The 26,131-nt window shown below is 36.5% G+C and carries 21 protein-coding genes and 2 riboswitches; of the genes, 2 read left to right on the forward strand and 19 right to left on the reverse strand.

The genetic code is table 11. The annotated features are described in order from the left end of the window. Nucleotides 1-280 precede the first annotated feature (280 nt). The 4 genes from JBW_RS21465 to JBW_RS21480 form a co-directional block, all read right to left on the reverse strand. Nucleotides 281-757, reverse strand: coding sequence for a glycoside hydrolase family 4 (locus JBW_RS21465; protein ID WP_007957977.1), 477 nt, complete (start codon nt 755-757; stop codon nt 281-283). A gap of 142 nt (nt 758-899) precedes the next feature. Then, nucleotides 900-2,498, reverse strand: coding sequence for an MFS transporter (locus JBW_RS21470; RefSeq protein ID WP_235334092.1), 1,599 nt, complete (start codon nt 2,496-2,498; stop codon nt 900-902). Nucleotides 2,499-2,684: 186 nt separating this feature from the next. Then, the gene (locus tag JBW_RS21475) at nt 2,685-3,734 is read right to left on the reverse strand and encodes a glycoside hydrolase family 88/105 protein (RefSeq protein ID WP_235334093.1); all 1,050 of its coding nucleotides are present in this window, start codon (nt 3,732-3,734) and stop codon (nt 2,685-2,687) included. Nucleotides 3,735-4,189: 455 nt separating this feature from the next. Beyond that, on the reverse strand, nt 4,190-5,137 hold the full coding sequence (locus tag JBW_RS21480; RefSeq protein ID WP_007957983.1) for a LysR family transcriptional regulator: 948 nt from the start codon (nt 5,135-5,137) through the stop codon (nt 4,190-4,192). A gap of 263 nt (nt 5,138-5,400) precedes the next feature. Next, a riboswitch (cyclic di-GMP riboswitch) is annotated at nt 5,401-5,488 on the forward strand. 171 nt (nt 5,489-5,659) lie between these two features. On the opposite strand from JBW_RS21480, the gene JBW_RS21485 reads away from it, so the two are divergent. After that, nucleotides 5,660-7,375 (forward strand): methyl-accepting chemotaxis protein, encoded by a 1,716-nt coding sequence (locus JBW_RS21485; protein WP_007957985.1) that lies wholly within the window; start codon nt 5,660-5,662, stop codon nt 7,373-7,375. A gap of 236 nt (nt 7,376-7,611) precedes the next feature. Here JBW_RS21485 and JBW_RS21490 read toward each other — a convergent pair whose 3' ends face one another. The 7 genes from JBW_RS21490 to JBW_RS25065 form a co-directional block, all read right to left on the reverse strand. Beyond that, nucleotides 7,612-8,475 (reverse strand): ketose-bisphosphate aldolase, encoded by an 864-nt coding sequence (locus JBW_RS21490; RefSeq protein WP_007957986.1) that lies wholly within the window; start codon nt 8,473-8,475, stop codon nt 7,612-7,614. A 19-nt stretch (nt 8,476-8,494) separates the two neighbouring features. After that, nucleotides 8,495-9,349 (reverse strand): class II fructose-bisphosphate aldolase, encoded by an 855-nt coding sequence (locus JBW_RS21495; RefSeq protein ID WP_007957988.1) that lies wholly within the window; start codon nt 9,347-9,349, stop codon nt 8,495-8,497. A gap of 11 nt (nt 9,350-9,360) precedes the next feature. Beyond that, nucleotides 9,361-10,443 carry a PTS fructose transporter subunit IIC gene (locus JBW_RS21500; RefSeq protein ID WP_007957990.1) on the reverse strand — a complete coding sequence of 361 codons (1,083 nt, stop codon included), beginning with the start codon at nt 10,441-10,443 and terminating at the stop codon, nt 9,361-9,363. A gap of 30 nt (nt 10,444-10,473) precedes the next feature. Then, nucleotides 10,474-10,785, reverse strand: coding sequence for a PTS fructose transporter subunit IIB (locus tag JBW_RS21505; RefSeq protein WP_007957991.1), 312 nt, complete (start codon nt 10,783-10,785; stop codon nt 10,474-10,476). 23 nt (nt 10,786-10,808) lie between these two features. Beyond that, entirely contained in the window at nt 10,809-11,261 is a 453-nt protein-coding gene (locus JBW_RS21510; RefSeq protein ID WP_007957993.1) for a PTS sugar transporter subunit IIA, read from the reverse strand. A 4-nt stretch (nt 11,262-11,265) separates the two neighbouring features. Beyond that, on the reverse strand, nt 11,266-13,197 hold the full coding sequence (locus JBW_RS21515) for a BglG family transcription antiterminator (RefSeq protein WP_007957995.1): 1,932 nt from the start codon (nt 13,195-13,197) through the stop codon (nt 11,266-11,268). 113 nt (nt 13,198-13,310) lie between these two features. Then, the gene (locus JBW_RS25065) at nt 13,311-13,448 is read right to left on the reverse strand and encodes a hypothetical protein (protein WP_158453475.1); all 138 of its coding nucleotides are present in this window, start codon (nt 13,446-13,448) and stop codon (nt 13,311-13,313) included. Between the two features lie 112 nt (nt 13,449-13,560). Next, nucleotides 13,561-13,744, forward strand: a riboswitch (cobalamin riboswitch). A gap of 163 nt (nt 13,745-13,907) precedes the next feature. On the opposite strand from JBW_RS25065, the gene JBW_RS21520 reads away from it, so the two are divergent. Further along, nucleotides 13,908-16,145 carry a TonB-dependent receptor gene (locus JBW_RS21520; protein WP_007957996.1) on the forward strand — a complete coding sequence of 746 codons (2,238 nt, stop codon included), beginning with the start codon at nt 13,908-13,910 and terminating at the stop codon, nt 16,143-16,145. Between the two features lie 287 nt (nt 16,146-16,432). Here the strand turns inward: JBW_RS21520 and JBW_RS21525 are convergent, their stop codons facing one another. From JBW_RS21525 to JBW_RS21560, 8 genes are all read right to left on the reverse strand, one after another. Beyond that, nucleotides 16,433-16,666 carry a hypothetical protein gene (locus tag JBW_RS21525; protein WP_007957997.1) on the reverse strand — a complete coding sequence of 78 codons (234 nt, stop codon included), beginning with the start codon at nt 16,664-16,666 and terminating at the stop codon, nt 16,433-16,435. A 449-nt stretch (nt 16,667-17,115) separates the two neighbouring features. Continuing rightward, a complete protein-coding gene (locus JBW_RS21530; RefSeq protein WP_007957998.1) occupies nt 17,116-18,834 on the reverse strand; it encodes an SWIM zinc finger family protein in 1,719 nt (572 codons plus the stop codon). Nucleotides 18,835-19,038: 204 nt separating this feature from the next. Next, nucleotides 19,039-19,374 (reverse strand): zinc ribbon domain-containing protein YjdM, encoded by a 336-nt coding sequence (locus tag JBW_RS21535; RefSeq protein ID WP_007932966.1) that lies wholly within the window; start codon nt 19,372-19,374, stop codon nt 19,039-19,041. Nucleotides 19,375-19,576: 202 nt separating this feature from the next. After that, on the reverse strand, nt 19,577-20,455 hold the full coding sequence (locus JBW_RS21540) for a radical SAM/SPASM domain-containing protein (RefSeq protein ID WP_007958000.1): 879 nt from the start codon (nt 20,453-20,455) through the stop codon (nt 19,577-19,579). A 266-nt stretch (nt 20,456-20,721) separates the two neighbouring features. Then, a complete protein-coding gene (locus JBW_RS21545) occupies nt 20,722-21,024 on the reverse strand; it encodes a PTS lactose/cellobiose transporter subunit IIA (protein WP_007958002.1) in 303 nt (100 codons plus the stop codon). Nucleotides 21,025-21,086: 62 nt separating this feature from the next. Continuing rightward, nucleotides 21,087-24,176, reverse strand: a complete 3,090-nt coding sequence (locus JBW_RS21550; protein WP_007958004.1) for an efflux RND transporter permease subunit — start codon at nt 24,174-24,176, stop codon at nt 21,087-21,089. Continuing rightward, on the reverse strand, nt 24,173-25,282 hold the full coding sequence (locus tag JBW_RS21555; protein WP_007958005.1) for an efflux RND transporter periplasmic adaptor subunit: 1,110 nt from the start codon (nt 25,280-25,282) through the stop codon (nt 24,173-24,175). The genes JBW_RS21550 and JBW_RS21555 overlap by 4 nt, the downstream gene beginning before the upstream one ends. Before the next feature lie 102 nt (nt 25,283-25,384). Next, nucleotides 25,385-26,002 (reverse strand): TetR/AcrR family transcriptional regulator, encoded by a 618-nt coding sequence (locus tag JBW_RS21560; protein ID WP_007958007.1) that lies wholly within the window; start codon nt 26,000-26,002, stop codon nt 25,385-25,387. Between the last annotated feature and the right edge of the window lie 129 nt (nt 26,003-26,131).

The raw sequence follows: 26,131 nt of genomic DNA on the forward strand, positions 1-26,131 counted from the left end.
TGGAAATAATAACCGTTTTTATTGTATTTGTCAACCTATTTACATATTTGTAACATTCTGACATCTTTTAACTAAGTGCCAAGGGGAAAGGATTTGTTAACATCTCTATACTTTTAAAACTAAATGAGAAGATGCCCATAATCTAGTAATCAGATAGATTTATGGGTATCTTCTCTTTATTAATATTAGGTCTTTCTATTCTTTACATAATGAGCATTATTTTACTAGGACAGGGTTTATTTTAGGATTTTTACGCACTATTGGTTCCCTTACGATTATCTCAATAATTGTATTGTATCTTCAAGCAGCCAAAGGCTTTAATTTCCGGAAAAATTTCAAATAATGTTCTTGTACATATCGACATAGGATTGGTATAACTAAGAACCCAAGCATTTGGCGAATATTTCTTGATATTTTGAGCAATTTGAGCATACATAGGCACATCTCGCAAAACTCTTACAATTCCACCTGGTCCCACAGTATCGCCAACAGATTGATATATCCCATATTTTTCTGGAACATGCACATCTGATGCCATTTCCTTCAGCGTGCCTGGAGTTATCGAAATAACAACAAAATCAGCATCTTTTAAAGTTTCTTCAATGGTTTTTACCGCTTTATACTGCCACTTACCTCTCGCCTCTTTTTTATTCGATAAGATATTCCCAACCTTTTCATTCGTTAACGCCGCTTCAAAATCTATATCATATAATGCCGCAGTACCAGAAATTCTAGCTTCTAAAGCCAAATCATTCATTAAGATCTTCGCCTAAAGTTGAGAGCCGCCGCCAATATATGCGATCTTAATGTCACTAACAAGTCCTTCACAATAATTCATATTAATAAAGAAGACTTGATAGGTGATTTTTTCGGTACCCCTGCTTTAAACAATTGATTGCCTAAGAATTTATATCCTTTTTAGCCGTATCATAAGCAGATTGATTTTTTTTAGATTTATTGTATTTTATCCAATTTGTATATCCCACCGGATTATTGCCCCATAAATTTTCATACTTCCATCCCGTTAAAGCCTCAACAGTACTGCGAGTTATATCATCTACGTCACTTTTAAGACCGCCATTTTTTATTCTTTCAATTTCTTTTTTGAGTATAGAATGTGATGCATCTGTAATTTTAAATTTATATGACCCTATAATACCTACAATGAGGAATGCTAAAGGTACCACTACCAATATAACCACCATAGCTACCAAGGCTTCATGAGACTGTTGTTTTACGCCAGAGACAAAATTGAACTCTTGCAATATAATTCCAACTACAAAGATTGCAAGTGCTTGTGAAGCTTTCCTTAAAAAAGACATAAATCCAGCAAAAACACCTTCTCTTCTACCACCAGATACAATTTCATCTACATCGGGGACAAAGGTATAATTGTTCCAAGGAATAAAGTTTATTCCGCCTCTTCCAAGCCCAGCAACAGCTGACACTACATACAAGGCAATTACACTATCAGCACCAGCACCATATATGGCCAAATACCCAAAAATACTCAGCATAAACAGAGAAGATACAATTCTAAAAGCTGATCCTGGACTCACTTTCAATGTCACATATGTGGCTATTCCCACACCAGCAATTTGGAATATATACATGGTAGCCAGTAAATTTGATACTAAAACAGCATCTTTAAAAAGAGCGAACACGATAAAGTAAGTGAACACGGCATTGAAAGTGTCTTGCGCTAGATATCCGCCTATGTACATTCCTAAGTGAGCTCTGAATGTTTGAATTCTAAGTGTTGTGATTAGGTCGATATAAATTTTTTGTATGTTCTGTCCAATACCCAATTTTACTTTTGACTCTTTAGACTCTGTGAATTTTATTTCCTCTAACGATCTTTCCCAGGTAAAGTTATATACAAGTATCAGTACAACTATGAAAATACCGGTAAAAATGGCTCCTGCATAAAAAAAGGATCCAGAAGATTCTTTTCCCAAAGCGTTGATTAATCTCCCTGGCAAAAATGCTGCTACAAATGCCGAAAACTGAGCACAATACATTCTGGCACTGGTAAGTTTTGCCCGCACTTTATAATTTGATGTCATTTCCGCTGCTAATGTGTCGTAAGGGATTAATATCATAGTGTATACAATTTCAAATAGAATATATGTCATCAGATAATATAGATAGGAAAAGCCAGTCATCCATATGAATGAATAACAAATAACCAAGGGAATACTGATCAGTAAAAAGAATTTGCGTCTGCCAAATTTTCTTCCCAAGCGAGTTGTATGAAAATTATCGGTTATAAAGCCCATTGTAGGGCTAGCCACTGCATCAACAATACGCGCCAATGCAAATATAGAGCTAGCTTCCACTAATGTTAATCCGCAAAATGTAGTATAGAAATATAATAACCATGCACTCGTTAATGCAAAGGCCCCCGCACCTATAAAATCGGTTATACCATACGAAAAATAATTGATAAATTTTAATTTTCGCTCTTCTCCAATCATAATAAACACTCTTCCTTTCAAAATATGATTTAGTCCAATTACATTGCTTTACCCAGCAACAACAATAAAAGCCTTCCTTCTCTCCCTAATTTCATCAATTGAAAAGTACATTTAGCTGTAATAGGTCTAAGATCAAAATTATAAATAAAAATGATATAATGATCGGAAAGTAGGTAACATTACGAAAGTACTACTAAAATAAGCGTATTAAATATAACTATGTAAATACTCTGACAGACATAAAATTGCAAGAGACTGCCCATAAGGCATAGAGGTAAGGGGTATATCTTTATACTCTTGAATGGTATTAAAGACAGGAGTTCCAAAAGAGACATTTTGAAGTTCGCCATCTTCGCTGATATTATTCAAAATCCCCTGTATTGCTTTAATCGCTATCTCTTCATATTTCTTATCAACATATCGCTTACGAACTGCCTTCAATATGCCATAAGCAAAACCAGCTGTAGCCGAGGCTTCTAAATAAGAACTATCATCATCTAATATGGTATGCCACAAACCGCTATGTTCATCTTGGCATTTAGCTAATGCTTCTACTTGATTTTTTAATGAATCTAGGAGAAACTCTTTTATAGAATCATCCTCATTCAATTCCAAAAGCTCTAAGAATTCAGGTATAGCTACTGTTATCCAGCAATTGCCTCTTGCCCATAAAGCATTGGCAAAATTATGCCGCTCTTCAAAATTCCAACCATGAAACCAAAGCCCCGTTTTTTTGTCTGTCAAATACTTGATGTGTAATAAAAATTGTTTTTTTGCTTCTTCTATATACGCAAGATTATTGAAAAGCTTACCTACTTTTGCTAAGGGCAATACACACATCATTAAAGTATCATCCCAAATTTGTTGCTTATTTTCGCTATTATAAACAATATGCTGCAGACCATTTTCGTCTGTTCTAGGCATTTCATACATGACCCAATCCAACCATTGTTCTAAATAAGGCAGATAGGATTTATTTTTTGTATCTTCGTATAAATAAGCTAAGGTCAAGAAGGGTGACACTGTATTAACGTTTTTTGTTGTGCTCCCCTCTGCAAATCGAGCAATAAACCAATCATTTATAATACGTAAAGCTTTTTCGTCTTGGGTTAATTCATAGTACTTATACATTCCATATAACCCAATCCCATGAGTCCACTCCCAGCCGCCCCAGCCTTTCGTATCTATAATCCTTCCATCATCGAGTTTTAATAGAAACTCTCCAGTTCCGTCTTTAATATTGATTAAATTATCCATAAGTAAATTTATTTTATGTACTATATCTCTTCTTCCAATACCCTTTAAACTATTTGCCATAAATTCATTAGCACTCCTTTTCCACTTTATAATCATTTTAAAAAGAACACTTCTTACAAGTTAACCGTAAATTAAATTAATCATTGATTATTTCCTTAATTTTCCATCTTAATTCTATCATCAATATCTTTTTTGTCAATATAAAAACAGATATTTTTATTAATTTTATCTGGTTTTATCTTTTATTTTGTTTATTCTTCTTTTCTGTTGAATCAAAAGGAACCTGATCCATTAAGGCTATCCTCGAAAAGACCGGATATGTTCACGGAATGCTCCTATCGTTTTGCCGAAAATAAAGAGAAGATACCCATAATCTAACTTGTTACTAGATTTATGGGTATCTTCTCTTTATTAGCTTTCAACATTATAAGCATTATGCTATCAGATACGCGACACTACTCAGAAGGGGTTGATCCAAACCTTTCATTCACGATTTGAATAAATAGCTGTGCAGCTTTAGAAATATATGCATTTTTCTGAACCGCTACACACATTGTCCAATAGGGCTCATATTTTTCATCGATATAATAATAGGCAGGTTGATAGATACCGGAAAAAATTTGCAAATATTGCAGCGGAACAAAGGTTATGCCAATTCCTTCACAAGAAAGCCGTCTTGCAGTTTCATAGCTTTTGGTAGTTAGTATAATTATTGGATTGATATTGGCTTTTTGTAAAATAGAATCCGATACGTGCCTAATTTTTTGTTCTTTGTTTAACAGAATAAATGGCTCATTGGCAAACAAAGTAAGGTCTATTTGGGGGTATTCCAAATCGTTATATACAGCATATTGACGCAAAGGGTGATCTTTGGCAGTTACTAAAAGAAATGGTTCTTTGAATAAAGGATAAATATCCACATTTTTACTATGAGAATGCTTACAAAACGGAAACGTATGCATAATCGCAAAGTCGATTTCTCCTGAGGCTAAAGCCTTATCTAGCTCCGTAGAATTTCGTTCTACAATATATACCTCTATATTGGGACATCGCTCTTTAAATTTCGGCAAAATAATCGGCAGCACATAGGTTGCAAGATAAAGAGTAATACCGAGCACAATTCTGCCCTTTTTCAAGCTATTGATGTCACTGACTTCGATTTCAAAGTCATTATATATTTTCATGATATCAACAGCAACTTGATAGTATCGTTCACCGGCAAACGTGGGAATCAAGCCCGTATTTGTCCTTTTAAATAATTTGGTGCCAAGCTGCATTTCAATTTTTTGGATACAATTACTAAGGGAAGGCTGAGTCAAAAATAGTTTTTTTGCAGCCTTGGAAATGCTGCGCTCTTCCACAATTATTTTAACATATAGTAATTCACGTTCTGTCACAGCCATTCATCTTCCTTTTCTGTTAGTCAGCCCAGCCACAAGGCTCTGCACTGCCATCATTCGCCCTTACATGAACGATCAGTCGAAACCTAATCTTGGAAATACTTATTATTTTATATCCGATATAGACAAAAACTATATCGGATATAAAATAATAAGTATTTGATTATACCTTATCCCTATTATACAATGACAACATAAAAATTGGTATTTTTTTGACATTATGTGCAATAATATGTAACAAAAAATGCAACGATTAGCAAACAAATTAAATATATTGGCAAACCTGTTGAAAAGCAGGGACGCAAAGCTATGGGTCTACAGTCGTTACACGATCAAGATTGCCAGGCCGCCATGCTTAGTCACGCATGTAGACGGTCGGGATATTCCTGACCGTCTTTTATTGTTTAAAAGACTACCAACGAGGAGGTATAAAAGATTTCACCATTACTATTTTAATTGATCTAGATATTCGAATACGCCGATTGACTAAATCAGCTTGGAAAATTAAAAAAGGAGAGGGGAAAAATGCAATTTATTGAAAATATGAAAGTCCAATTAAAATTAATAATACTAGTATTTATCGGGTTTTTATGTATGGGGGTTGTAGGATATACAGGGTATCATTATCTTAGACAGTCAGATACTAATATGAATTTGATGTATAAGGACCGATTGGTTCCAGTTAAACTGGTAAATGAAAGTGCTACGAATGTCAGAGGCTCAATCGCAGCAACAATAGAGCTAATGGTTTCAACTGATGAGAAAAAGAATCAAAAGTTAAGAAGTAATATTGATAATCGCTCAACCCTAATAAGAAACGCACTTGCAGAAATCGAGAAAATTCCTACAGATCCACAAGGTAAAGAATTATTAGATAAAGTACAAAGTGCTCTAGAAAAGCAGATTTCAGCAAGAGATCAAGTTATTAAGTTGACACAGGAAAAGAAAAATGCAGAGGCTTATGCGGCATATGTTAAAGAAGTAGAACCATTGACAAATGACCTTACTGGCAGCTTACGAAATCTTATGGATTATTACACCGCATTATCAGAGCAAATGAATGCAAACAATCATGAATCGGTTGTAAAGGCAACGCAGATTATGATTAGTATCATTTTAATGTCTTCTTTACTATTAGGATTATTAGGCTGGTACATTACCAAGATCATAACAAAACCCTTACATACGATGGTATTATTTTGCAATCAATTATCTGCTGGTGATTTTAGTGACAAGCCCCGTACATTTTCCAGTAAAGATGAATTTGGACAATTAGCAGATGCCTTGGCAAACACACGTGCCAGCATCCGTACATTGATGCAGCATGTCAATGACTCTGCGGAACAGGTGGCTGCCTCTTCCGAAGAACTAACTGCCAGCGCTGACCAATCATCTCAAGCTGCTAATCAGGTTGCCGGGGCCATTACCGATGTAGCTAATGGAATGGACGAGCAGTTAAGTGTCGCCAATGGCACCTCGGAGATTGTCATAAATATGTCAGCTAGTATCCAGCAAGTTTCGGCTAATACAAATCAGGTGGCTGAACAATCGTCTTTAGCAGCAGAAAAAGCCAACGAAGGTAACAAGTCCGTTGATAAGGCAGTAAATCAAATGGCCTCTATCGAGCAGACGGTCATCTCCTCTGCACAAGTAGTTGCCAAATTGGGAGAGCGTTCCAAAGAAATTGGACAGATTGTTGATACGATTTCCAGTATTGCAGGACAAACTAATTTACTGGCTCTAAACGCTGCCATAGAAGCTGCACGTGCAGGAGAGCAAGGACGGGGCTTTGCTGTAGTTGCAGAAGAAGTCCGTAAACTTGCGGAACAATCACAAGATGCAGCGAAACAAATCGCCTCTTTAATTGGGGAAATACAAGGAGATACCGACAAAGCTGTAGATGCCATGAATGATGGCACCAGAGAAGTTAAGGTGGGAGCTGAAGTCGTGAACGCTTCCGGAAAAGCCTTTCAGGAAATTGCTGATCTAATATATAAAGTCTCGAATCAAATAAAAGAAATATCTACTGAGATAGAGCAAATGGCTGTTGGCAGCCAACAAATTGTCGAATCAGTGAAACAGATCGACACACTCAGCAAAAAAGCATCGGGTGAAGCCCAGACCGTATCGGCTGCGACCCAGGAACAATCAGCATCAATGCAGGAAGTAGCATCCTCCAGTCAAGCGTTAGCTAATTTGGCAATGGATTTACGACAAGCAGTCGGTAAGTTTCACATTTAAGCGCCAATTTCGGTAGTGACCGCGTTAAGCGCTTACTGAGAGAGAATAATTTCATCTGCTTGATATATGGAACATTTGCAGAAATATGTAAAAGAGAGACATAGTTCACCGATAAAGGCGAATTATGTCTCTAAATTTTTTCCAAAAAGATTTGATTTTCCAGTAAATTAATCTAAAGATTAACTGAATGTGAATCATTGTAGATCCAATAGGCTATGAGGCTAAAAACTTTTTTATTAGTATAATTTCACTTTATCCACTGCGTTAAATAAATTCATCTTGAATTCAATAACTTCACGCGCTGCTGCTATACATGGCGGATAAATAGCGTTGGGTTCATACCAACCTTCATTATCTTTTAATACTTCACGCACCTTTTTATAGTAAGCCGCTTTTACGTCGCTCGAAATGTTTATTTTAGAGATTCCGATTTTTACGGATTCCGCCATTTCTTCATCAGCATTTGATGAACCTCCGTGTAAAACTAATGGAACCGCAACAACATCTCTTATCTCTTTTAATAAATCCAACTTAAGTTTTGGCTTCATTCCTTTAGGGTAAATACCATGCGCCGTTCCAATAGCAACTGCTAATGTATCAATGCCCGTTTTTTCTGCGAAATCTTTTGCTAACTTAGGATCAGTGTATATAATCTCGCTTGCTCCCCCCTCAGCAGAGGTTCCAGTAGTCCCTATTGTTCCTAATTCTGCTTCTACTGAAACATGAATTGGATGGGCTGCTCCTACAACTTTTTTGGTTATTTCAATATTGTCTTCATATGACAAATGGGAGCCATCAATCATTACAGAAGTAAAACCACATTGAATTGCACGCATTACTTGTTCAAAACTTCCACCATGATCTAAATGGATAACCATTGGTACTTTGGCTGCGTTAGCTTCTGCTTTGCAGGATTCAACAAAACTATCTCCTAAAAAGGATAATTCATCTGGATGAATAGCCAAGATTACTGGACATTGCATTGCTTCTGCACTTTGAACCACAGCCTTTAAAATTTGTCCACTACCGATATTGAATGCAGGTACTGCAAACTGATTTTTCTGCGCGACTTTCAACAATTCTTTCATATTCATTAACATATGTGTCTCTCCTCATCTTTTATATTGATTTATCACTTGACCCTGCTAAACGAATATAATATCTAACTTTCTCAATACTGTCTTTTTCTACTTGGTGAATTAATTCAAAGTAGTTCTTATCAGGGTTTTCTTTAAATTGGACTTTCGTGCTTTCTGCGCACGCATTGAAAAAATCACAGCCAACATTGATCTTATTAATGCCAAACTGTACTGCCTGCAAAATATTATCTTCACCAGAACCTGATCCTCCGTGCAGCACAAGAGGTACTTTTGTTTTATCTTTAATTACTTTTAATCGCTGGAAATCAAATTTTGGCACAATTCCATCTGGATAGTTTCCATGAGATGATCCAAAAGATATCGCTAACGCGTCAACTCCTGTTTCCTCTGCGAAGAGCTTTGCTTCATCGGGGTCTGAATACATTGCAGTTTGTGTAAAAGAGCCATCTTCATTGGTTCCCATGCAGCCAATTTCGCCTTCGACACTTACATTGTATTCTTTAGCAAATTCCACAATCTTTTTGCTGAATTCAATATTTCCTTTTAAATCATACCGAGAAGCATCAACCATTACAGAAGAAAACCCATTTATCATTGCCTGTGTTATATATTCATACTCTGTACCATGATCCAAATTCAGAGCAACTTCCACATCAGCTCGTTCTGCCAGTATTTTTACAACGGGAGCAATTAAGCCGCTATCACAATGTCTTACTAAATGATCTTGTACTATATTTACGATGATTGGTGCTTTTTCAAGTGCTGCTGCAGTAATGACGGCTCTAATCGTTTCTAGATTAAAACAATTAATTGCCATCACTGCATAATATCCTTCATTTGCTTTTTTGAGCATTTCTTTCATTGAAACGTACATGTTTCACCCTCTCATCTAATTTGATCTGTGATGTTAAGTTCTGATAAATCTACGCTTTCATCTTCCTCATCAAAGAATGAATCGTCTGCGGCCGGTTTTTTCGTTAACACTAATATTGCAGCCGTTATCACTGTGCCAATGGATAAGGCAGCTAAAAATCCTATTGGATTCTCCATGGCGGGCACGATAAACATACCGCCTGAAGGTACGGGGCTTCCTACATTCCAAAGCATGGAAAATCCGCCACCTATGGCTGCACCTATGGAACAAGCAGCGATAACACGAATTGGATCTCTGGCTGCAATGGGAATAACGCCTTCCGTTATCATCGCAACGCCCATGGGGAATGCAATTTTAATATTTTCTGCCTCTTCTTTTGAATATTTTTTCCTTGCTATGATCCATGATAATGCAACGCCGAATGGCGGAACCATGGATGCAAGAATTTTAACAGCTTCTGGTCCATATATTCCTTCTACTAATAAACCATCTGCAAATAATGAAGCAACTTTATTTACAGGTCCGCCAAAGTCAAATGCTGCCATCGCGCCCATTCCTAAACCGAATATAAATCTTGAGCCACCTTGCAAACCTTTTAATACCTCTGTTAGTGTTGCTGTTAACCAAACGATGGGAGTACCAATTACATAGAACATAAGTAAGCCTACAATCATAGTTGAAATTAAGGGTAAAATCATCATTGGCATTAGCCCTTGAGCCCATACTGGCACTTTCAAATTATTTTTTAAATATTGTACGAAATAGCCAACGATATATCCTCCTAACATGCCACCTAGGAAACCAGCACCAATTGCATTCGCTATTAAGCCCATCATTAAACCCGGAGCAATACCTGGACGATCAGCAATGGAATAGCTAATAGCACCTGCTATTACCGGAACAATTAAACCCATGCCAAATACCCCCAGAGAAACCAGCGCATCAGCAATTGAATACGCTTCTTTGTAATTTTTTATGACTGATCCGCCTGAGAGATTTCCAATAGCAATAAGAAGTCCCGCTGTTACAACCAGAGGCAACATATAGGAAATACCCGTCATTGCATGTTTTTTAAGTTGTAATTTTTTGAGCATACTATCTCTCCTCTAATTATCCATATTTAATTATAGTCCTAAGTCAGCCTGGATCTTTTTTATGATTGATTTTGGCGATTTAATAGCAATATTGGTTGGAATATTGAGAATTTTCTTGCCTGCGAATCGTTCTTTACCACCAACGTTGATATCGGCTGCTACGATTACGATATCTGCATTCTTAATATCGAGATCCGTTAATTCATCCTCCGTTCCTATTGTTCCCTGGGTCTCAATGTGAATTTCATGCCCTAACTCTTTAGCCGCTTTCATTAATTTTTCTTTTGCAATATACGTATGAGCAATTCCTGAAGTACAAGCTGCAATTCCAACAATTTTCATAACATCCCTCCTCTCTTTTTTTATTATCTGCCTGAAAATATATCTAAGATTTCTTCAGGTGATTTAGCCTTTAATAACTTGGCACAAACATCATCATCTCCTAAATTACTAGCTACTTTTGCTAATATCTTTATATGAGTGCTATTTTTATCTTCTTCAGTAACAGCAAATAAAATAATAAAACGAACTGGCTGATCATCCAGACTTTTCCAATCAATATCAGCTTTCGTTCTCCCAATAGCCAGTGATGTTTTGTTAACAAATTTTGATTTTCCATGGGGAATGGCGATGCCATTACCAATCCCAGTTGTTCCTATTGATTCCCGATAAAATACATCTTTTAGAAAGTTCTCTCGACTTGATATGGCATTTACTTGAAACAATAAGTCCGTTAATTCTTCTACAACTTCCTCTTTTGTGGTAGCCTCCATATCCAATTTGATTGTTTCACTTCTTATCACTTTTGATAAATCCATAATTTCACCCCATTGTCCTCAATTTTTCATTAAAAAAGCGTTGTACATCGATAGTGCGAGTGCACTCTAGCAGATAATTCATTTCATTTTTTGCCTCATATAAATGATAGATCTCCACGACTATATTTTTTACGTGTTCATAATCAGGATTGAGAATATAAAATTTTATACAATTACCGTCTTCTGTATTATTCATAATTTGGATTGCAAACCGTTTAACATTGGAATTTCCGGCCAAGAGTATCTGTATTTCTCTTCCAAATCCAACATTATAAAACGATAATTTTTGCCCATTGTTATGTTCTAGATCATTAATAATGAATGCATCTTCTGTGTTAATGTAAATATCAGTAGCAGAAATTAATTTTTCAAGATTTTCTAGTTGTAAATCTTGCTTAGTATTTTCAAATGAATCTTCAATTAAGATGCTCTTAATATTTTTAATGTCTTTTTCATTTAATAATGCTGAAACAAGCATATATGGCTTTTCTTTAATCGTTAAATGAACTGTTGAGATAATAAAGTCGATATCATCTAGATTGATCGTGCTTAATTTACGTTCTGATATTACATCGCCAATTTGCCACTGAGGAAATGCCCTTCTCAACCGAGTTGTCAGTAATTGTGAAGTACCATAGCCGCTATGGCAAACTACAATTACTTTCTTATAACTGATCCCTCTTTCAATGGCTGCTTGAAAATAAGTCACTAAATATCCAATTTCATCAATGCTAATACTATTTAGATTGTATTTTAAGGTAATCAAATGTACCACGATCTGACATATGCTTAACAGTTCAGTAAATCGTTCCTCAATTTCTTTTAATAATGGATTTTTTATTTGAATGTTATATTTAAGACGATTTAGCATTGGTCTAATATGCAATATTAATCCATCATGCAGCAAAGGATCTTTGGTCAAATCAAAGGTTAAAATATCTGAGACCATTTTGATTAGAGAAGTAGTTATATCAATGTAATTCACTTCCTGATCTTTTTTAATGACTAATGAATTTCCCAGCAGCCGTTGTCCAACTCCGCATGAAACCAGGTATTGGTAAATATAATAAATTTCTGAATCATTAATATTAATTTTACATTTTTCATAAATTTTTAGTGCTAACTTAGCAGCACTTTCTGATAATAGGTCATCAGTAGACAGGAATATAAAGCTGCTATTATTCTGTCCTTGGATTTGGTTGCCTTCACTTACTCTTTTTATACAGATAAGAATATGGGTTAATAAATTAATAAAATATGGATCACCAATCGTATATTCCAATGTTTTTTCTAAATCAATCAATAGTTTTTCAATATATAAGACTAAATCAATATCAAAGATCTTAGATAATCCCTTTATTGTCTGTGAATCAAGCCTAGAGATACTACCTTCATCAAGACTATCACTAGTATCGTTTAATAATTCATTGGTAATGGAGGCAATTGCTTTTCTTATATTTACTTCTGATCCATTAATCTTTGTGCCTTCTACACTTCTATTGAGTGTAATATCATAACTTTGCAGCCAATCCTCTATGAACTTTAAATCATTTGCAATGGAGGCTTTGCTGACATAATATGCATCTGCCAATTTTTGAATGGATGTATTTTGATTTGATTTCGTGAGCAACAATTTCAAAGTTTCTATTCTACGATTTTTGATTGACAATGGATCGAATGCTCCTAAATTTGCATTGATATCATTTAGTAAATCCATTTTTTGATGATTACCAATCTTTATTTGTATACCACTCCCCGGCTTGCGAGTAATCTCAATATTTTTATTTTTCAAATAATTTTCAATAAAATTTATATCTTTGGATAGTGTTTTATCAGATACTTTAAGAACTCCCGAATAATATTTAATTGGTTTAAAATCATTTTCTGCAATAAGTAGTCTGATTAATTCTTTTTGTCGTAAATTGAATATAGACACTTATTCTTCCTCCTTATTACTATCTGCACTACTTATCTCGTGTTAATAGTAACATACGTATTATTTCTTTAAAATACTAAATGCCTTCCGTTATGATACAGAAGGTTTAATACCTAACTACATATTTTTAGCGGCAGTAGGATCAAGCCGCCGTTACTCATAAACTCTAGCGACCCTGACCGGCTAATAAATTCAGAGTAATTTTTATCAAAAAAATTATCAATGCCAGCCGCAATTTGGATAGTAGACATTACAAAAACAGTTGTTTTTTTTATTATCCCCTATAAACAGACAGAATTTTCTTGACAGTCCCTAGTAAGAAGTGATAAAAGTAATAGATGGTATAGCTTGTCTTACTAAAAATTGAATATCGTTACGTCAGGTGCCCGCAAGGGCTTAATAGGGAAGACCGGTGTAATGCCGGCGCGGTCCCGCCACTGTAACGGGGAGTGAATCCGCAAAGATGTCACTGGAGCGCAAGCTTTGGGAAGACGCGGGTAAGCAAAGATCCGGAGCCAGGAGAACTGCCTGATTGTTAGTCACCGTTGTACTCACGAGCGATGAGGAGGGGATTTAGAGAAACAATCTTTTTTGGCTGTTGCAAAGGTCAGAATCGAATATGAACGGACTCTTTTATGCTTTATAGCCCCTTTCTGATTTCAGAGAGGGGTTAATTCGTGTGTATTAAAATCTAAGGAGGAAATCTTTGAGTGAAAAAGAAAGCAAAACTAATAAATGCCAATAAAGAAGTTTTAATAACAATACTGCTTACTAGTTCGGTACTGCTGGGTGGAGGCAATTCCCTTGCTGCCGAAGAAGAAACATCGACTCCTACTTTCACTTTGGATCAAATGATTGTAACCGCTACTAGAACAATGAAAGATGTGAAAGAAGTTCCAGCCAGTGTTGATGTGATTACCGCAGAGGAAATCGCTGCCAAAAATGTGACATCTGTTACGGAAGCATTGCAAATGAAAACAGGTGTCTACATGAGTCCAATCGCACAGGGCGGAATCAGTATCAGAGGTTTTAGCAGCACTGATATTCTGGTTCTCTTAGATGGACAGCCTATGAATTCTGGTTGGAATGGAGTTATGAACTGGGAGATGATCCCTGTAGAGCGTATTGCCCGTATTGAAATTGCTCGGGGAGCAGCATCATCTTTGTATGGAGGACGCGCGGTTGGCGCAGTTGTAAATATTACTACAAAAGATAGTAAAAAAGATACCAGTATTGATGCTGTTGTTTCCTATGGAAGCAATAATACATGGAAAAAAAGCATGTATTTTGATCAAAAATTAAATGAGAAACTATCTGTTGGAGCAGGATATGAAAAAAGATCCTCAGACGGCTATCGCGGTTATTATCGAACCGCTAACGGCAGCGCAAGTACAACGGTAAACCCAAGTACGATCAAAAATGTAAATTTACCTAAAATGTCTGATGGGTCATACCTTATTGGCGGTCGTGGTGAAAAAGAATGGGAGAATGAAAACCAGTCTTTTTATTTAAAATATAAATTTGATGAGAATAAATCGTTGAAATATACGTATATGAAAAGTAAAAATGATTATTCTTACAAAAATCCTTTCAGCTATGCCTATGATGCAAATGGCAATCCAATTTTTAATGGAACTGTAAAGTCCCAAGATGGCAGCTATGTGAAGTTAACTGCAGGCATTTTTTTGGGATACGTAGGAAAAAGGGAAACTGATTTACACACATTAAATTATCAAGATGATGATCATAAAGTGCAGTTAAACATTGGATTTAGCGATACGAAAAAAGATGGATTCAGCAGTGCGTCTTCTTCGGTAACAAATATTAATTGGGAAGGTAAAGGAACAAACTCTTTTTATCCAAGCAAAACCTATAATATTGATTTTCAAAAGGCATGGGAAAATATTGGAAAGCATACAATTGTTGCTGGTTTCAATGGAAAAGAAGAGTCTTTTGATCAAACAAGATATAATCTGACTAACTGGAAAGATCATAATTCAGTGACCAGTTTCTATGAGAAACATGGAGGAAAAGCTAAAAATCTTGCTTTATTTGTGCAAGATGAATATAAGATTTCTGATCCTGTAACAATGTATTTAGGAGTCCGTTATGACCATTATAAAAAGTATAACGGTTATTCTCATTACTATGATGCCGGTGAAGTATTGAACCCATCAACAAGTAAAGACCACGCTAATGGCAGTTATGGTGAATTGAGTCCAAAAATTTCTTTTGAATATAAAGCGAATAAATCTACTAGCTATTACACTTCCTATGGACATTCTTTTAATCCACCGCTCCTTTATCAAGTATATCGGTACGGAGGGGGAGGAATGGGTGATGTCATAGCAAATCCCGATTTAGACCCTGAAACCTCTGATACCTTTGAAATTGGTGTGAAAAAATCATTAAATGAAAAAACCAATTTGGGGATTTCTTTATATCATGTAAAGACTGATGATAAAGTTGCCTATATATCTCACTATCTGCCAGGAACATCCATTGTAGATTTTAAAAGATATGAAAATGCAGGCACTGAAAAACGCAGAGGTGTAGAATTTGATTTGACTCATAAATTTAATACAAATTGGAATGGCTATATTAATTACGCATGGCAAAATGGTAAAATCACAAATGCTAGCGGCAAGGAAAACAACGACTTTGATATACCAAAACATTTGTTACATACCGGCATTGAGTATAATAAAAGCAAATTCAATGCTATTTTAGACGCACAATATGTCAGCGAACGACAAGCCCCAGATACAAATACGGGAGAATACGGCTCAGAGGATGCTTTCTTCGTGATGAATACTTACTTTAATTATAAAGTAACACCTAATACGACATTACAATTCAGTATCCAAAACCTTTTTGATAAAGAATTTTATGCTAGTGAAGCAACCTCTGGAAGAACGTATAGCGTAAGTATACGCTATCAATTTTAATGTTTTTATAAGTTAGTACGATGATTTACGATAAGATAGGCATCTGCCATTGGTGTTTGAGGATCTAAATCGGGGTGGAATAAGGGATGAAAAAGCAAATACGTTGCCCAGACTTGCCTAAATAAAAGATTACTTGGTTGATAAAACTACAAGAGAGTCGTCCACTCATATAAAAAGTAGACGACTTTCTTGTGGATAAACCTGTTAATAACATGTGAATGGTTGTTGATAACTTTCATTGCGTTCCTCTCGCGTTATAGGCAAGACGATTAAATTTCTTCATCCCCTTAAAACACAATTGGAAAGTCTTTCTTTAGTCGCTTTACCTTTAATTCATCTACAGCAGTGTATTTTTCTTCGGCTACTTCTCGAATCTTTTCCTCGATCACCAATTGAAAAAGAGCAGATTCTACATCTTCATGGTCACTTCCCAATACTGAGTTTATTTCTTCTGCTGTCATTTCGCCGTAGTCGTATAATAAACATAGGATATCAGCTTGTAGAAATTCTAGATACTCCATAAAATCTCTCCTGCTCAATTATTTATTATTTAGTATATCCCAATTCTTCGATCAATAAATATGGCTTAAAATACGGAATGACAAACACCTCAAAATGTATTTGAAAGCTAACGACTCCTTAAGCAATTAGACCTAATGAGTTATTATTTTTACACACTCTCCCTTACGAAAATTATTTTTCTTCTCCTACTTTTCTGGCTGAATAAAACTATCCGCATATTATTTTATGTATGAACACCATTAAAGGTTACATAGCATGTTAATCTCTCTATCAGAATAAAAAATCACCAATATGACACCGAATCAACTTCGACAACTATTCCGCTCATATAAAGCATAAGATAATTTGCATAAAAAAATAACCAGAACTAAAAAATCCTGGTTATAAGAAAATATGAAAACAACGCCTTCGTCTCGTTTAGAATTATAATCCTACAATATGCTTCTTATTATTTTACTTTCACATTTTTTAACTCTTCGCAAAAAGCAGGTCTGCGTATGTATTCGAACATCAAGTGCTTAACCAAATCAGCTGCAATACGATTGCCGCCGATTTTTACTAATAATCGTAAATGAGAACAGACATTTTTGTAATGAGATCGTTTCGAACTACGAGCTGCGTCCTGAAGTATCTCTTCTTTAAAGAGCTCATAGACTTGCTCCGGGTAGTTTGCTAGTAACGGACGGTAGAAATCCACAATACGATGGGGATTCTTTTGAACATACTCTAAAAGCTTTTCCCATTCCTGCTCTTCAATAATAGCAGACGTATATTTATTGTCCATATATCCGGATTGTTTTGCAAACTCTACCAAAATACCAGGATAAATTTGCGCCCACTCAGCCGAATCATACATAGTCTTTAATTTCTGATAGTAGGTAAATTCACCGGATAATGCCAACTCACGGCTTACTTCCCGCATCTTATCCAATTGCTTAGTTAGTCTATACACCTCAACACGACACTCTTTCCACTTTTTTATCAGCCCTGGCAATTTGTGATCGTGCTCTTCACCTTCCAATGCTAGCATCTCTGCCTTAGCATAATCTTGTACTGCCAGTGCCTCCTGTATCGCTAATTCTCGAAAGCGAGAAAAATTCCGATGAGCATAAAGAAAATCTACAGCAGCTTTTTTACCATCAAATTTATCAATCAGTTCATATTGCAAAAGGGCAATCGCCTCAGACTCATATTCCCGAGAAAAAGCGTCCTGATCCTTTTCTTCCATCTTTAAAGAAATTTTCTTCAAGTATTGTTCAAATTGCTCTCGCTGCCTAGGATTTGTGATCACCGCAATACAAAAATGCAGCAAGTCTATTCTCCATTCGGACCAGTCATGATAACGTCTTTGACCCGCTTCGTGAAGAATTTTGAGAAAACACTTTTCTGCCTTTGGTCCTGGGGGAACCGTATCAGTAATTTGCACTAATACATCCTGTACTTCATAGATAATTGTGCCCACATCTCCTGCTGAATCATCAGCAAACTGCAGCATACCAGTCATTTCACCCATCACACATAATGCCAAATCCGCAGCAAGTTCATATTCTTGTTCATCACATGCTCTCCGTGCCCGCGCCACCACTTTGTAAGCTCCTTCAACAGCACGCTGGCAATTCCGGTAACTAATAAAACCATTATCATCTTTTGCTTCCTCAATATAGCGCCACATTAAGCCAATCCACTTTTCTTTTTCGTCACTTCCAGAGTTAAACTCTGCTTTGATCTCATCGGCAATGGTCAAATCATTTTCCGCTATGTCCAGAAGTGAATTAATGAGTTTTTCCTTCGGTTGGCGAGACAGGCTGCTTTTAAGCTGTTCTCTAAGACTTGTCTTCACTGGTAAAACGGTTCCTGTTTTTTTCTCAGAACTTATCTTTTTAGCAGCCACAGTATGCACTTCTTCTTTGCGCAATGCTAAAAGGGCAGCTACCATATGCTTGCAGTACGGACCTCCAGTATAAGGGCAGTTGCACCCTACTTCCACTATTGTTTCTTGCTCATCCAACTGTACGGCAACCAAATAATCGTCACTGCCGGTAACAGCGACCACATATCGATGATCCTGTTGGTTCTCAATAATTCCAGTTCTTTTCTCTTGATAATACTGCCGCCCACGCTCCATAATAATGTCATCCACATATTGCTCAAAATCATTTAATTTCATCAATGCACCTCTGATCATTCTTGCGAATTAGTTGGTATATATATTATGTTTTATTTACCATTAAAACACAATCTCCTGCAAAAAGTAAATCCAATGCAAAGCCTAAAGAAGTACCCCTAATCGAATCACAGACTAGATTAGGGGTATCTTCGCTTTATTGATAGTAATGATTTTACCATATAGAGGTACACATGAAAATCAAGCTTAGATCTTTTTAACAAATTCAGATTTTAATTTCATAGCTCCAAAACCTTCAATTTGACAATCAATATTATGATCGCCATCAACCAAACGTATATTTTTTACTTTTGTACCTATTTTTAAAGCGGATGAGCTTCCTTTTACTTTAAGGTCCTTAATAATTGTTACAGAATCACCATCGTTTAAGGCATTCCCGTTTGCATCTTTGATAATCTTTTTTTCTTCACTATTTTCGCCTTCTAAAGTCCACTCATGACTGCATTCTGGACAGATCAGAAGACTTCCATCTTCATAAGTATACTCTGAATTACATTTTGGGCAATTTGGCAAATCCATCATAATTTCATTTCTCCATTCATTATTGCTCATGTATTGATATAAGAATTACTTTTAATTTTCTTTTTATTTCGTAAAAATAGCAATTACGAGTTTGTAAATTTATGAAAACGTTGCAATCTTCTTATACGCAAATATACTATCATAGTTTTCTGGGATTGACAAACCTTCCTATCTCTTTTTAAACCCCAAAGACGAAAAGAGTCTATTTGTTAAATCTTTTTCTATACCCGCATTTTCTGCACAGTTCTTCCACCACATGAGTATTGCAAAAACCAAGCCTTATATTTTCTGCTCTTTTTGCGTGTATAATATCAGAAAATTGTTTTTCATGAATATTACCTAAGTTAATGATCCCTTCCCCATCAAGACAGCAGGGTACTACTGTGCCATCGACTAAAATAGCAACTTGATTCCTTAAACCAAAGCAAGAGCCTGGTGTGAAATCCTCTTCCTCGTTTAAATCAGGCCATTTAAACTCATAATCCTGATTGAGATATACTCGATCTCTTAATTTTAACGCTTTGGCTTCAGACAAATTTCCCTGTATTTTATAAGACAGTTTAAAATTCTCTTCAATTTTATAAAGGATCTCTACATTTCTTTTTCTTTGATCCGCTGTCAGCAACGCTTCATCCAAGTTCCATAATCGTAAGGATATAATTATGTTCGACTCTGCTGCTGCCTTGTTAGAAAAATTTAAAATGTTATCAATATACTCATCCTTCGATATGGACTTCTGATTTCCATCAAAACTATGAAGTGAAAAATTGATTTGTCTCACTGCAGGTTTTTGAAGTAAGGTTTCTGCTACGGCAGCGATTAAAGTACCGTTTGTTGTAATGTTTACTTTAAACCCCTTTTCATGACTTATATCGAGAAGACGTCCTAATTTAGGATGCAATAAAGGCTCCCCCATCACATGTAAGTAGATATAATCTGCAAAAAATTTAATCTGATCCAAAATTTCTTTAAATGCAGCTTCTGACATACATTCAGGTTTCCTTTTGGTTTCAGGACAAAAATCACATGTTAGGTTACAAATATTTGTTATTTCTACATATATTTTTTTATATTTTTTCATAAGTTGTAAGCTCCAATTCTTTCTCAATGCAATCCAAGTAAATCACTAACGCTGTTAGATTATGACTAGTGTATCCTATTCACTATACTATAGTAAAGCTGAGTCTGTCATTTGATTTCTCCTGCAGCCTGTGGTGCAGCAAGCCGATTAGCCTGACGCATAATGTGTCAGGCTAATCGGCTTGCTTCTGCATCTAACTATTGATTTGATCTCATTTGAAAGTCAGAATCTCTTATAGATTGTATCAGTATTTTGAATACTTGCCCCTAAGATGATCTCTCTTGTATCATGCCAATCATTTCTTTAATCAAATCCCTTGCTAATAATGCATTCATTAGGTGATCTTGAGCATGCACTACTAGTAAGTTCATTTCTTGCTTTTCACCTTTTGCTTCCGTTTGCAATAGATTCGTTTGCAAGGTGTGCGCTTTTTGTAATTCTTTAGTTGACTCGTTGAGGCATTCAAAAGCCTCTTTATGTTTTCCGATTCGCGCAAAGTTTAGAGCCTCGAAACAATAGCTGCGTGCGTTTCCTGCATGTAAGATAAGAGTGAAAGCAATGTGTTCCATTTCCACGCTGCACCTCCCAAATCTCATTATACCGAGAATCTAATTAAGAATATCATACTTGTTTACTCAGAAAAATGAACTTCACTATCCTTATTTAGCGGCATTCCCATATGTACTTTATACCAAGCTGCGTACATGGTCGGCAATACTAACAGCGTTAATATGGTAGCAACAAATAATCCAGCAGCAATCGCCACTGCCATTGGTCCCCAAAATACGCTGGAGAACAGGGGAATCATTGCTAAGATTGCTGCCGCTGCCGTCAATAAGATAGGGCGGCAACGAATGACTGTCGCATCAATAACTGCATCCCACATAGATTCTCCATTTGAAACCAGTTGTTCAATTTGGTCTATCAAGATTACTGAATTACGCATAATAATCCCGAATAAAGACAAAATCCCCAGCTGCACAACAAAACCGATTGGATGTCCCGTAAGTAAAAGCCCCATAACTACACCAATGATGCCAAGAGGTGCTGTTAATAATGTCAGTACCATTTTAGGTATATTTTGCAGTTGAATCATCAAGAGGATCATGATTGCTCCCACCATTATAGGCAAAGGTTCAGAAATGAATTTAGCAGCTTTTATACTATCCTCTAAAGCTCCATCTACTTCAATCGTGTAACCAAAAGGTAAATCAGCACGTAACTCTTTAAGAGTATCATAAACCTCTTGCGTAACGTCATTTCCCATAAATCCTGGGTTTACTTCTGCCTGGACAACAACCATAGACTTCAACCCTCGTCTCCACAGCATTCCATCTTCCGAATCATAACTTATTTTTGCTATTTGATCCACTGGGACATATTTTCCGTTACCGATATGAACATTTAAGTCTTTAATACGAGAAATGTCATTTCTGTCTTGCAGGGCACCTTTAAATACCATACTAATGGTTCTATCCTCCACACGAAAATCTGCAATGGAAGCACCGGATAATTGTGTTTGCAGCGAAGACGCCAGTGACTGTGTATCGACTCCGAGTTTTCTTGCCTTATCCTGATCAATCTCAAAGTGTATCACTTTACTTTTCTCATCCCAGTTAAAGTTTATATTCCTTACACCTGGATGGGCTGCCATGGTATCTCGCATTTTCTGGGCTATCACTCTGACTTTTTCAGGATCATAGCCTCGAACTCGTATCATAACAGGATAGTCTGCCGAAGGACCGTTGGCAATCACTTTCATATGCCCCCGTACGCCAGTCATTTTTTCATTTAATATAGTATTGACTTTCTGGGATAATGCCTCGCGAGCCTTAGCATCTTTGGCAACAATAATAAACTCCGCAAAATTTGTTTTATTAAAAGTAGGTTCAAAGCTTAAGACAAAGCGAGGAGCACCTTCACCTACATGATATGTATAGTAATCAATAGCAGGATCACCCTCTATGAGCTTGGCAAACTCTTCAGCAACTTCTTCCGTAGCTTTCAAAGAAGCTCCTTCCTGCAGCTTAATTTGAACAATTAGCTCTGGCCTGGTAGATGCAGGAAAGAACTCCTGCTTAATCAGACTCATTGCTAGCGCAGCACCAAGAAAGCACGCCACGGTTCCTAATAATACTTGTTTCTTATGATTTAAACACCAAATTAGAATTCCTTTAAAGTGTCGGTAAAATTTAGTATCATAAATATCATGTTCCTTGCCTTCGACACCAGCTGATTCCACCTTAATGAACAGATAACCTAATAAAGGTGTTACTGTGCCGGCAGCGACCCAAGATAGCAATAATGCCAATACCACTACTGTGAAAATACTGCCGCAATACTCAGCGGCACTTCCTTTTGCAAAACCAACAGGAACAAAACCGGCACAAGTAACCAGAGCACCTGTCAACCGAGGATAGGCTGTTGCAGTATAAGCATAGCAAGCAGCATTAAACCGTGTCCAGCCTTGCTCTAATTTTACAGACATCGTCTCTATCGTGATGATGGCATCATCAACTAAAAGTCCCAAAGCAATAATGAGAGCACCCAGGGATATTTTCTGCAGGTCAATCCCCATAAAATTCATAAAAGTAAACACGGCTGCAATCACTAACGGAATACAAAGAGCAACGATGACACCTGAACGCACCCCTAGGCTAAGAAAACTTACAATTAATACAATAACAACTGCTTCTCCTAAGGATTTTACAAATTCATCAATGGATGTTTCTACAATCTTCGGCTGATTCACAGTCTGATTCAGTTCTAATCCCACCGGCAGTTCTTTTTTGATTTGTTCAATGGCATTTTCCAAATTTTTGCCTAGGGTTAGTATATTCCCTCCCGGCTCCATAGCCAAAGAAATTCCAATGGCAGGCTGTCCGTTATAAAACATTTTAGGATCAGAAGGCTCTGCATAGCTGCGTCTGATCTTGGCTATATCCCCTAAACGAAACGTATTCCCATTGGCCTTAATCGGTACATTACGGATGGACTCTACATCTTCAAACATTCCTGTAACACGCAAATAAACATTATCAGAAGCTGTTTCAAACATTCCTGAAGCAGTCATAGCATTCTGTGCTTGCAGAGTAGAAGTGATAGTACTTGGATCAATTCCTAGTTGAGACAGTTTGTTATTTTCTATCTCAATATATATTTTTTCGGTTTGAACTCCAAGAAGTGCAACCTTCTTTACACTAGGAATATCTAAGAGCAGGCGGCGAATCTTTTCTGCCTTTTCCCGCATTTCCTCATAAGTATATCCATCACCTGTAAGAGTATAGACTACACCATATACTTCATCAAATCGATCATTAAAATTAGGAGCCAAAGCACCTTCAGGGAGGGTACTTTTCATATCATTTATCATATTACGAGCTTCCAGCCATGTTGACCGGACATCTTTCTTGAGAACCGTATCTTTTAAAATTACGTAAGTAATGGTTTGTCCCGGAGTAGAATAGCTTTTCACATAGTCAAGCCCAGGTAAATCCTGCAACTTTTTTTCAATTTTATCAGTGACCTGCTCTTCCATCTGACGAGCAGTAGCTCCTGGCCAGGAAACCTGAACAATCATTTGTTTTATCGTAAAATCTGGATCTTCCATACGTCCCAGTTTATTGTAGGAGACTACTCCCATAATAAAGAATAACACAATAAAAAAATAAATAAATTGCTTATGATTTAAAGACCATTCGGTAAGATTAAAATTCTTCATAACGTATCACCGCTAATACGAACCTTTTGCCCTTCTTTTAATTTATGCACTCCTGCTGTAACAATCACATCTCCATTTTGGAGTCCTCCCAGCACTTGAACCTTTCCATCGCCAAATGCACCTATTTTAATGGGACGCAACGTTACACTCTCATTATTTATGACCCAAACTCCAGGAGTGTCACTATTTTGATAAATTGCGGTGAGAGGAATATAGACTGCAGCTTGCTGATTCCCTCCATTAGCTGCCGCTACCGTAGAAGTCATCCCCAACTTTACTTCTTGAGGAGGATTCAGCAGACTTACCCGGACTTTATAGGTACGAGATACGGCATCAGCCATAGGAGCAATTTCTCTAACAGCAGCATCTACACTAACGGCAGGCAATGCCCAAAAAGTAACTTTAAGCTGTCCCATCTTACGAAATTCATCAATACGATTTTCAGGAACACTAATTTCAACTTCCCGCTCTCCATCTTGTACGATAGTAACTACAGATTGTCCTGCTGCAACAACCTGCCCTGCTTCTGCTGTTATACTAGATATAACGCCTGCTTTATCAGCATATAAAACACTATAATCTAATTGATTAGACCCTTGAGCATATTGGGCAGAAGCCTGACGCAAGCTTGCAACAGCCACATCATAGGCACTTTTGTATTGATCAAGTTGAGCTGCACTAATCGCTCCCCCTTCGTATAACTTTTGGTAGCGATTGAGATTACTTTCCGCCAGCTTTACTTGAGACTCAGCGGAATATACTTGCGCTGCATTACTGTTGACCGTCTGCTTAACATCTTTGGCATCTATTTCCATAAGTACATCTCCAGCATTTACAACACTACCTAGCTGCACATGCCGTTTTACTATTTTCCCGCCAACTTGAAAAGACAGCTGACTTTCAAAGCGCCCCTTAACTTCACCGGAATAGATATAACTTTGAGCGTCGGCCGCAGCGCCAACAACTGCAGTACGGACCAAGGCCACTTCTTCCATAACTACAGCAGATTTAGAATGTCCTTTGACCATAATTCCCGCTGCTACAGCTGCCAAAACCACACCTGCAGCCAGACCATAATATAGTTTCTTCTTACTTAACTTCTGCATCTTTCCACTCCTTTATATAAGTACAACTAATATTAAATACCATTTTAAATTAAACATTTATTTAATAATTTCTAAAAAAAAGAATTTATTAAAAGACTTTTTTTATGCAGGGTTATTTAAAACACCTCTGAGAAACATTTCGACAGCTTCTGGCATGTAGTATTCAGCCTTATCCTTTTTTGTCTCCAAAAATTCATCGGCAAGATGATTACTTATAAAATAAAAATGTAAAAGGCTGCCTAAAAGTAGATTAGCACAGTCAGGTTTAACATCTGACCGGATTTGCCCATTATTTATTCCTTCTTGAATACACTCCGTTATGAAATCATGCTGACGCATAATTCCCGGCTTTACAATACTTTCATAACAGTTCGTAGCATTTATGATTTCCCCATAAATTAGACGATGAATATAAGGATAAGATTTATGTAATTTTACAAATTTTTGTGAAAAACGTCTGATCTTTTCGATGGGGCAATTTTCTTCATTGCGAATTGATACAATTATATTGTCTAGTAAGTCAAACTGAGCTTCCAGTATAGCAGCATAAAGCTTCTCTTTTCCACCAAAATAATATGAAATCAGAGCAATATTTACTTCGGCAGCCTCTGCAAGTTCTTTTACAGATACTGCAGAAAATCCTTTTTGTGCAAACAAAGGAGCTGCTGCAGTCATTATTTTATGAACTGCTGGCTTATCTGTCATTATTTCCTTTTTCACTTTTTCCCCCATATTCTTTCAACTTCAATCCATATTAAATGATCATTTAATATGGATTATACTTCCTATTCATAAATTTGTCTAGTAAGAAAGTTTTTCTGGCATTGATATTAAATGCAGGAAATTTAT

The organism is Pelosinus fermentans JBW45 (assembly GCF_000271665.2).
GTDB classification, from domain to species: domain Bacteria; phylum Bacillota; class Negativicutes; order DSM-13327; family DSM-13327; genus Pelosinus; species Pelosinus baikalensis.

Bases quoted from the DNA above. Each gene is read 5' to 3' on its own strand.
- JBW_RS21530 (WP_007957998.1), bottom strand. From the start codon at position 18,834: ATGAAATTAAATGATTTTGAGCAATATGTGGATGACATTATTATGGAG.
- JBW_RS21475 (WP_235334093.1), bottom strand. From the start codon at position 3,734: ATGGATAATTTAATCAATATTAAAGACGGAACTGGAGAGTTTCTATTA.
- JBW_RS21490 (WP_007957986.1), bottom strand. From the start codon at position 8,475: ATGTTAATGAATATGAAAGAATTGTTGAAAGTCGCGCAGAAAAATCAG.
- JBW_RS21545 (WP_007958002.1), bottom strand. From the start codon at position 21,024: ATGGAACACATTGCTTTCACTCTTATCTTACATGCAGGAAACGCACGC.
- JBW_RS21495 (WP_007957988.1), bottom strand. From the start codon at position 9,349: ATGTACGTTTCAATGAAAGAAATGCTCAAAAAAGCAAATGAAGGATAT.
- JBW_RS21540 (WP_007958000.1), bottom strand. From the start codon at position 20,455: ATGAAAAAATATAAAAAAATATATGTAGAAATAACAAATATTTGTAAC.
- JBW_RS21500 (WP_007957990.1), bottom strand. From the start codon at position 10,443: ATGCTCAAAAAATTACAACTTAAAAAACATGCAATGACGGGTATTTCC.
- JBW_RS21485 (WP_007957985.1), top strand. From the start codon at position 5,660: ATGCAATTTATTGAAAATATGAAAGTCCAATTAAAATTAATAATACTA.
- JBW_RS25065 (WP_158453475.1), bottom strand. From the start codon at position 13,448: ATGTCTACTATCCAAATTGCGGCTGGCATTGATAATTTTTTTGATAAA.
- JBW_RS21465 (WP_007957977.1), bottom strand. From the start codon at position 757: ATGAATGATTTGGCTTTAGAAGCTAGAATTTCTGGTACTGCGGCATTA.
- JBW_RS21505 (WP_007957991.1), bottom strand. From the start codon at position 10,785: ATGAAAATTGTTGGAATTGCAGCTTGTACTTCAGGAATTGCTCATACG.
- JBW_RS21535 (WP_007932966.1), bottom strand. From the start codon at position 19,374: ATGATGGATTTGCCAAATTGCCCAAAATGTAATTCAGAGTATACTTAT.
- JBW_RS21510 (WP_007957993.1), bottom strand. From the start codon at position 11,261: ATGGATTTATCAAAAGTGATAAGAAGTGAAACAATCAAATTGGATATG.
- JBW_RS21480 (WP_007957983.1), bottom strand. From the start codon at position 5,137: ATGGCTGTGACAGAACGTGAATTACTATATGTTAAAATAATTGTGGAA.
- JBW_RS21550 (WP_007958004.1), bottom strand. From the start codon at position 24,176: ATGAAGAATTTTAATCTTACCGAATGGTCTTTAAATCATAAGCAATTT.
- JBW_RS21525 (WP_007957997.1), bottom strand. From the start codon at position 16,666: ATGGAGTATCTAGAATTTCTACAAGCTGATATCCTATGTTTATTATAC.
- JBW_RS21555 (WP_007958005.1), bottom strand. From the start codon at position 25,282: ATGCAGAAGTTAAGTAAGAAGAAACTATATTATGGTCTGGCTGCAGGT.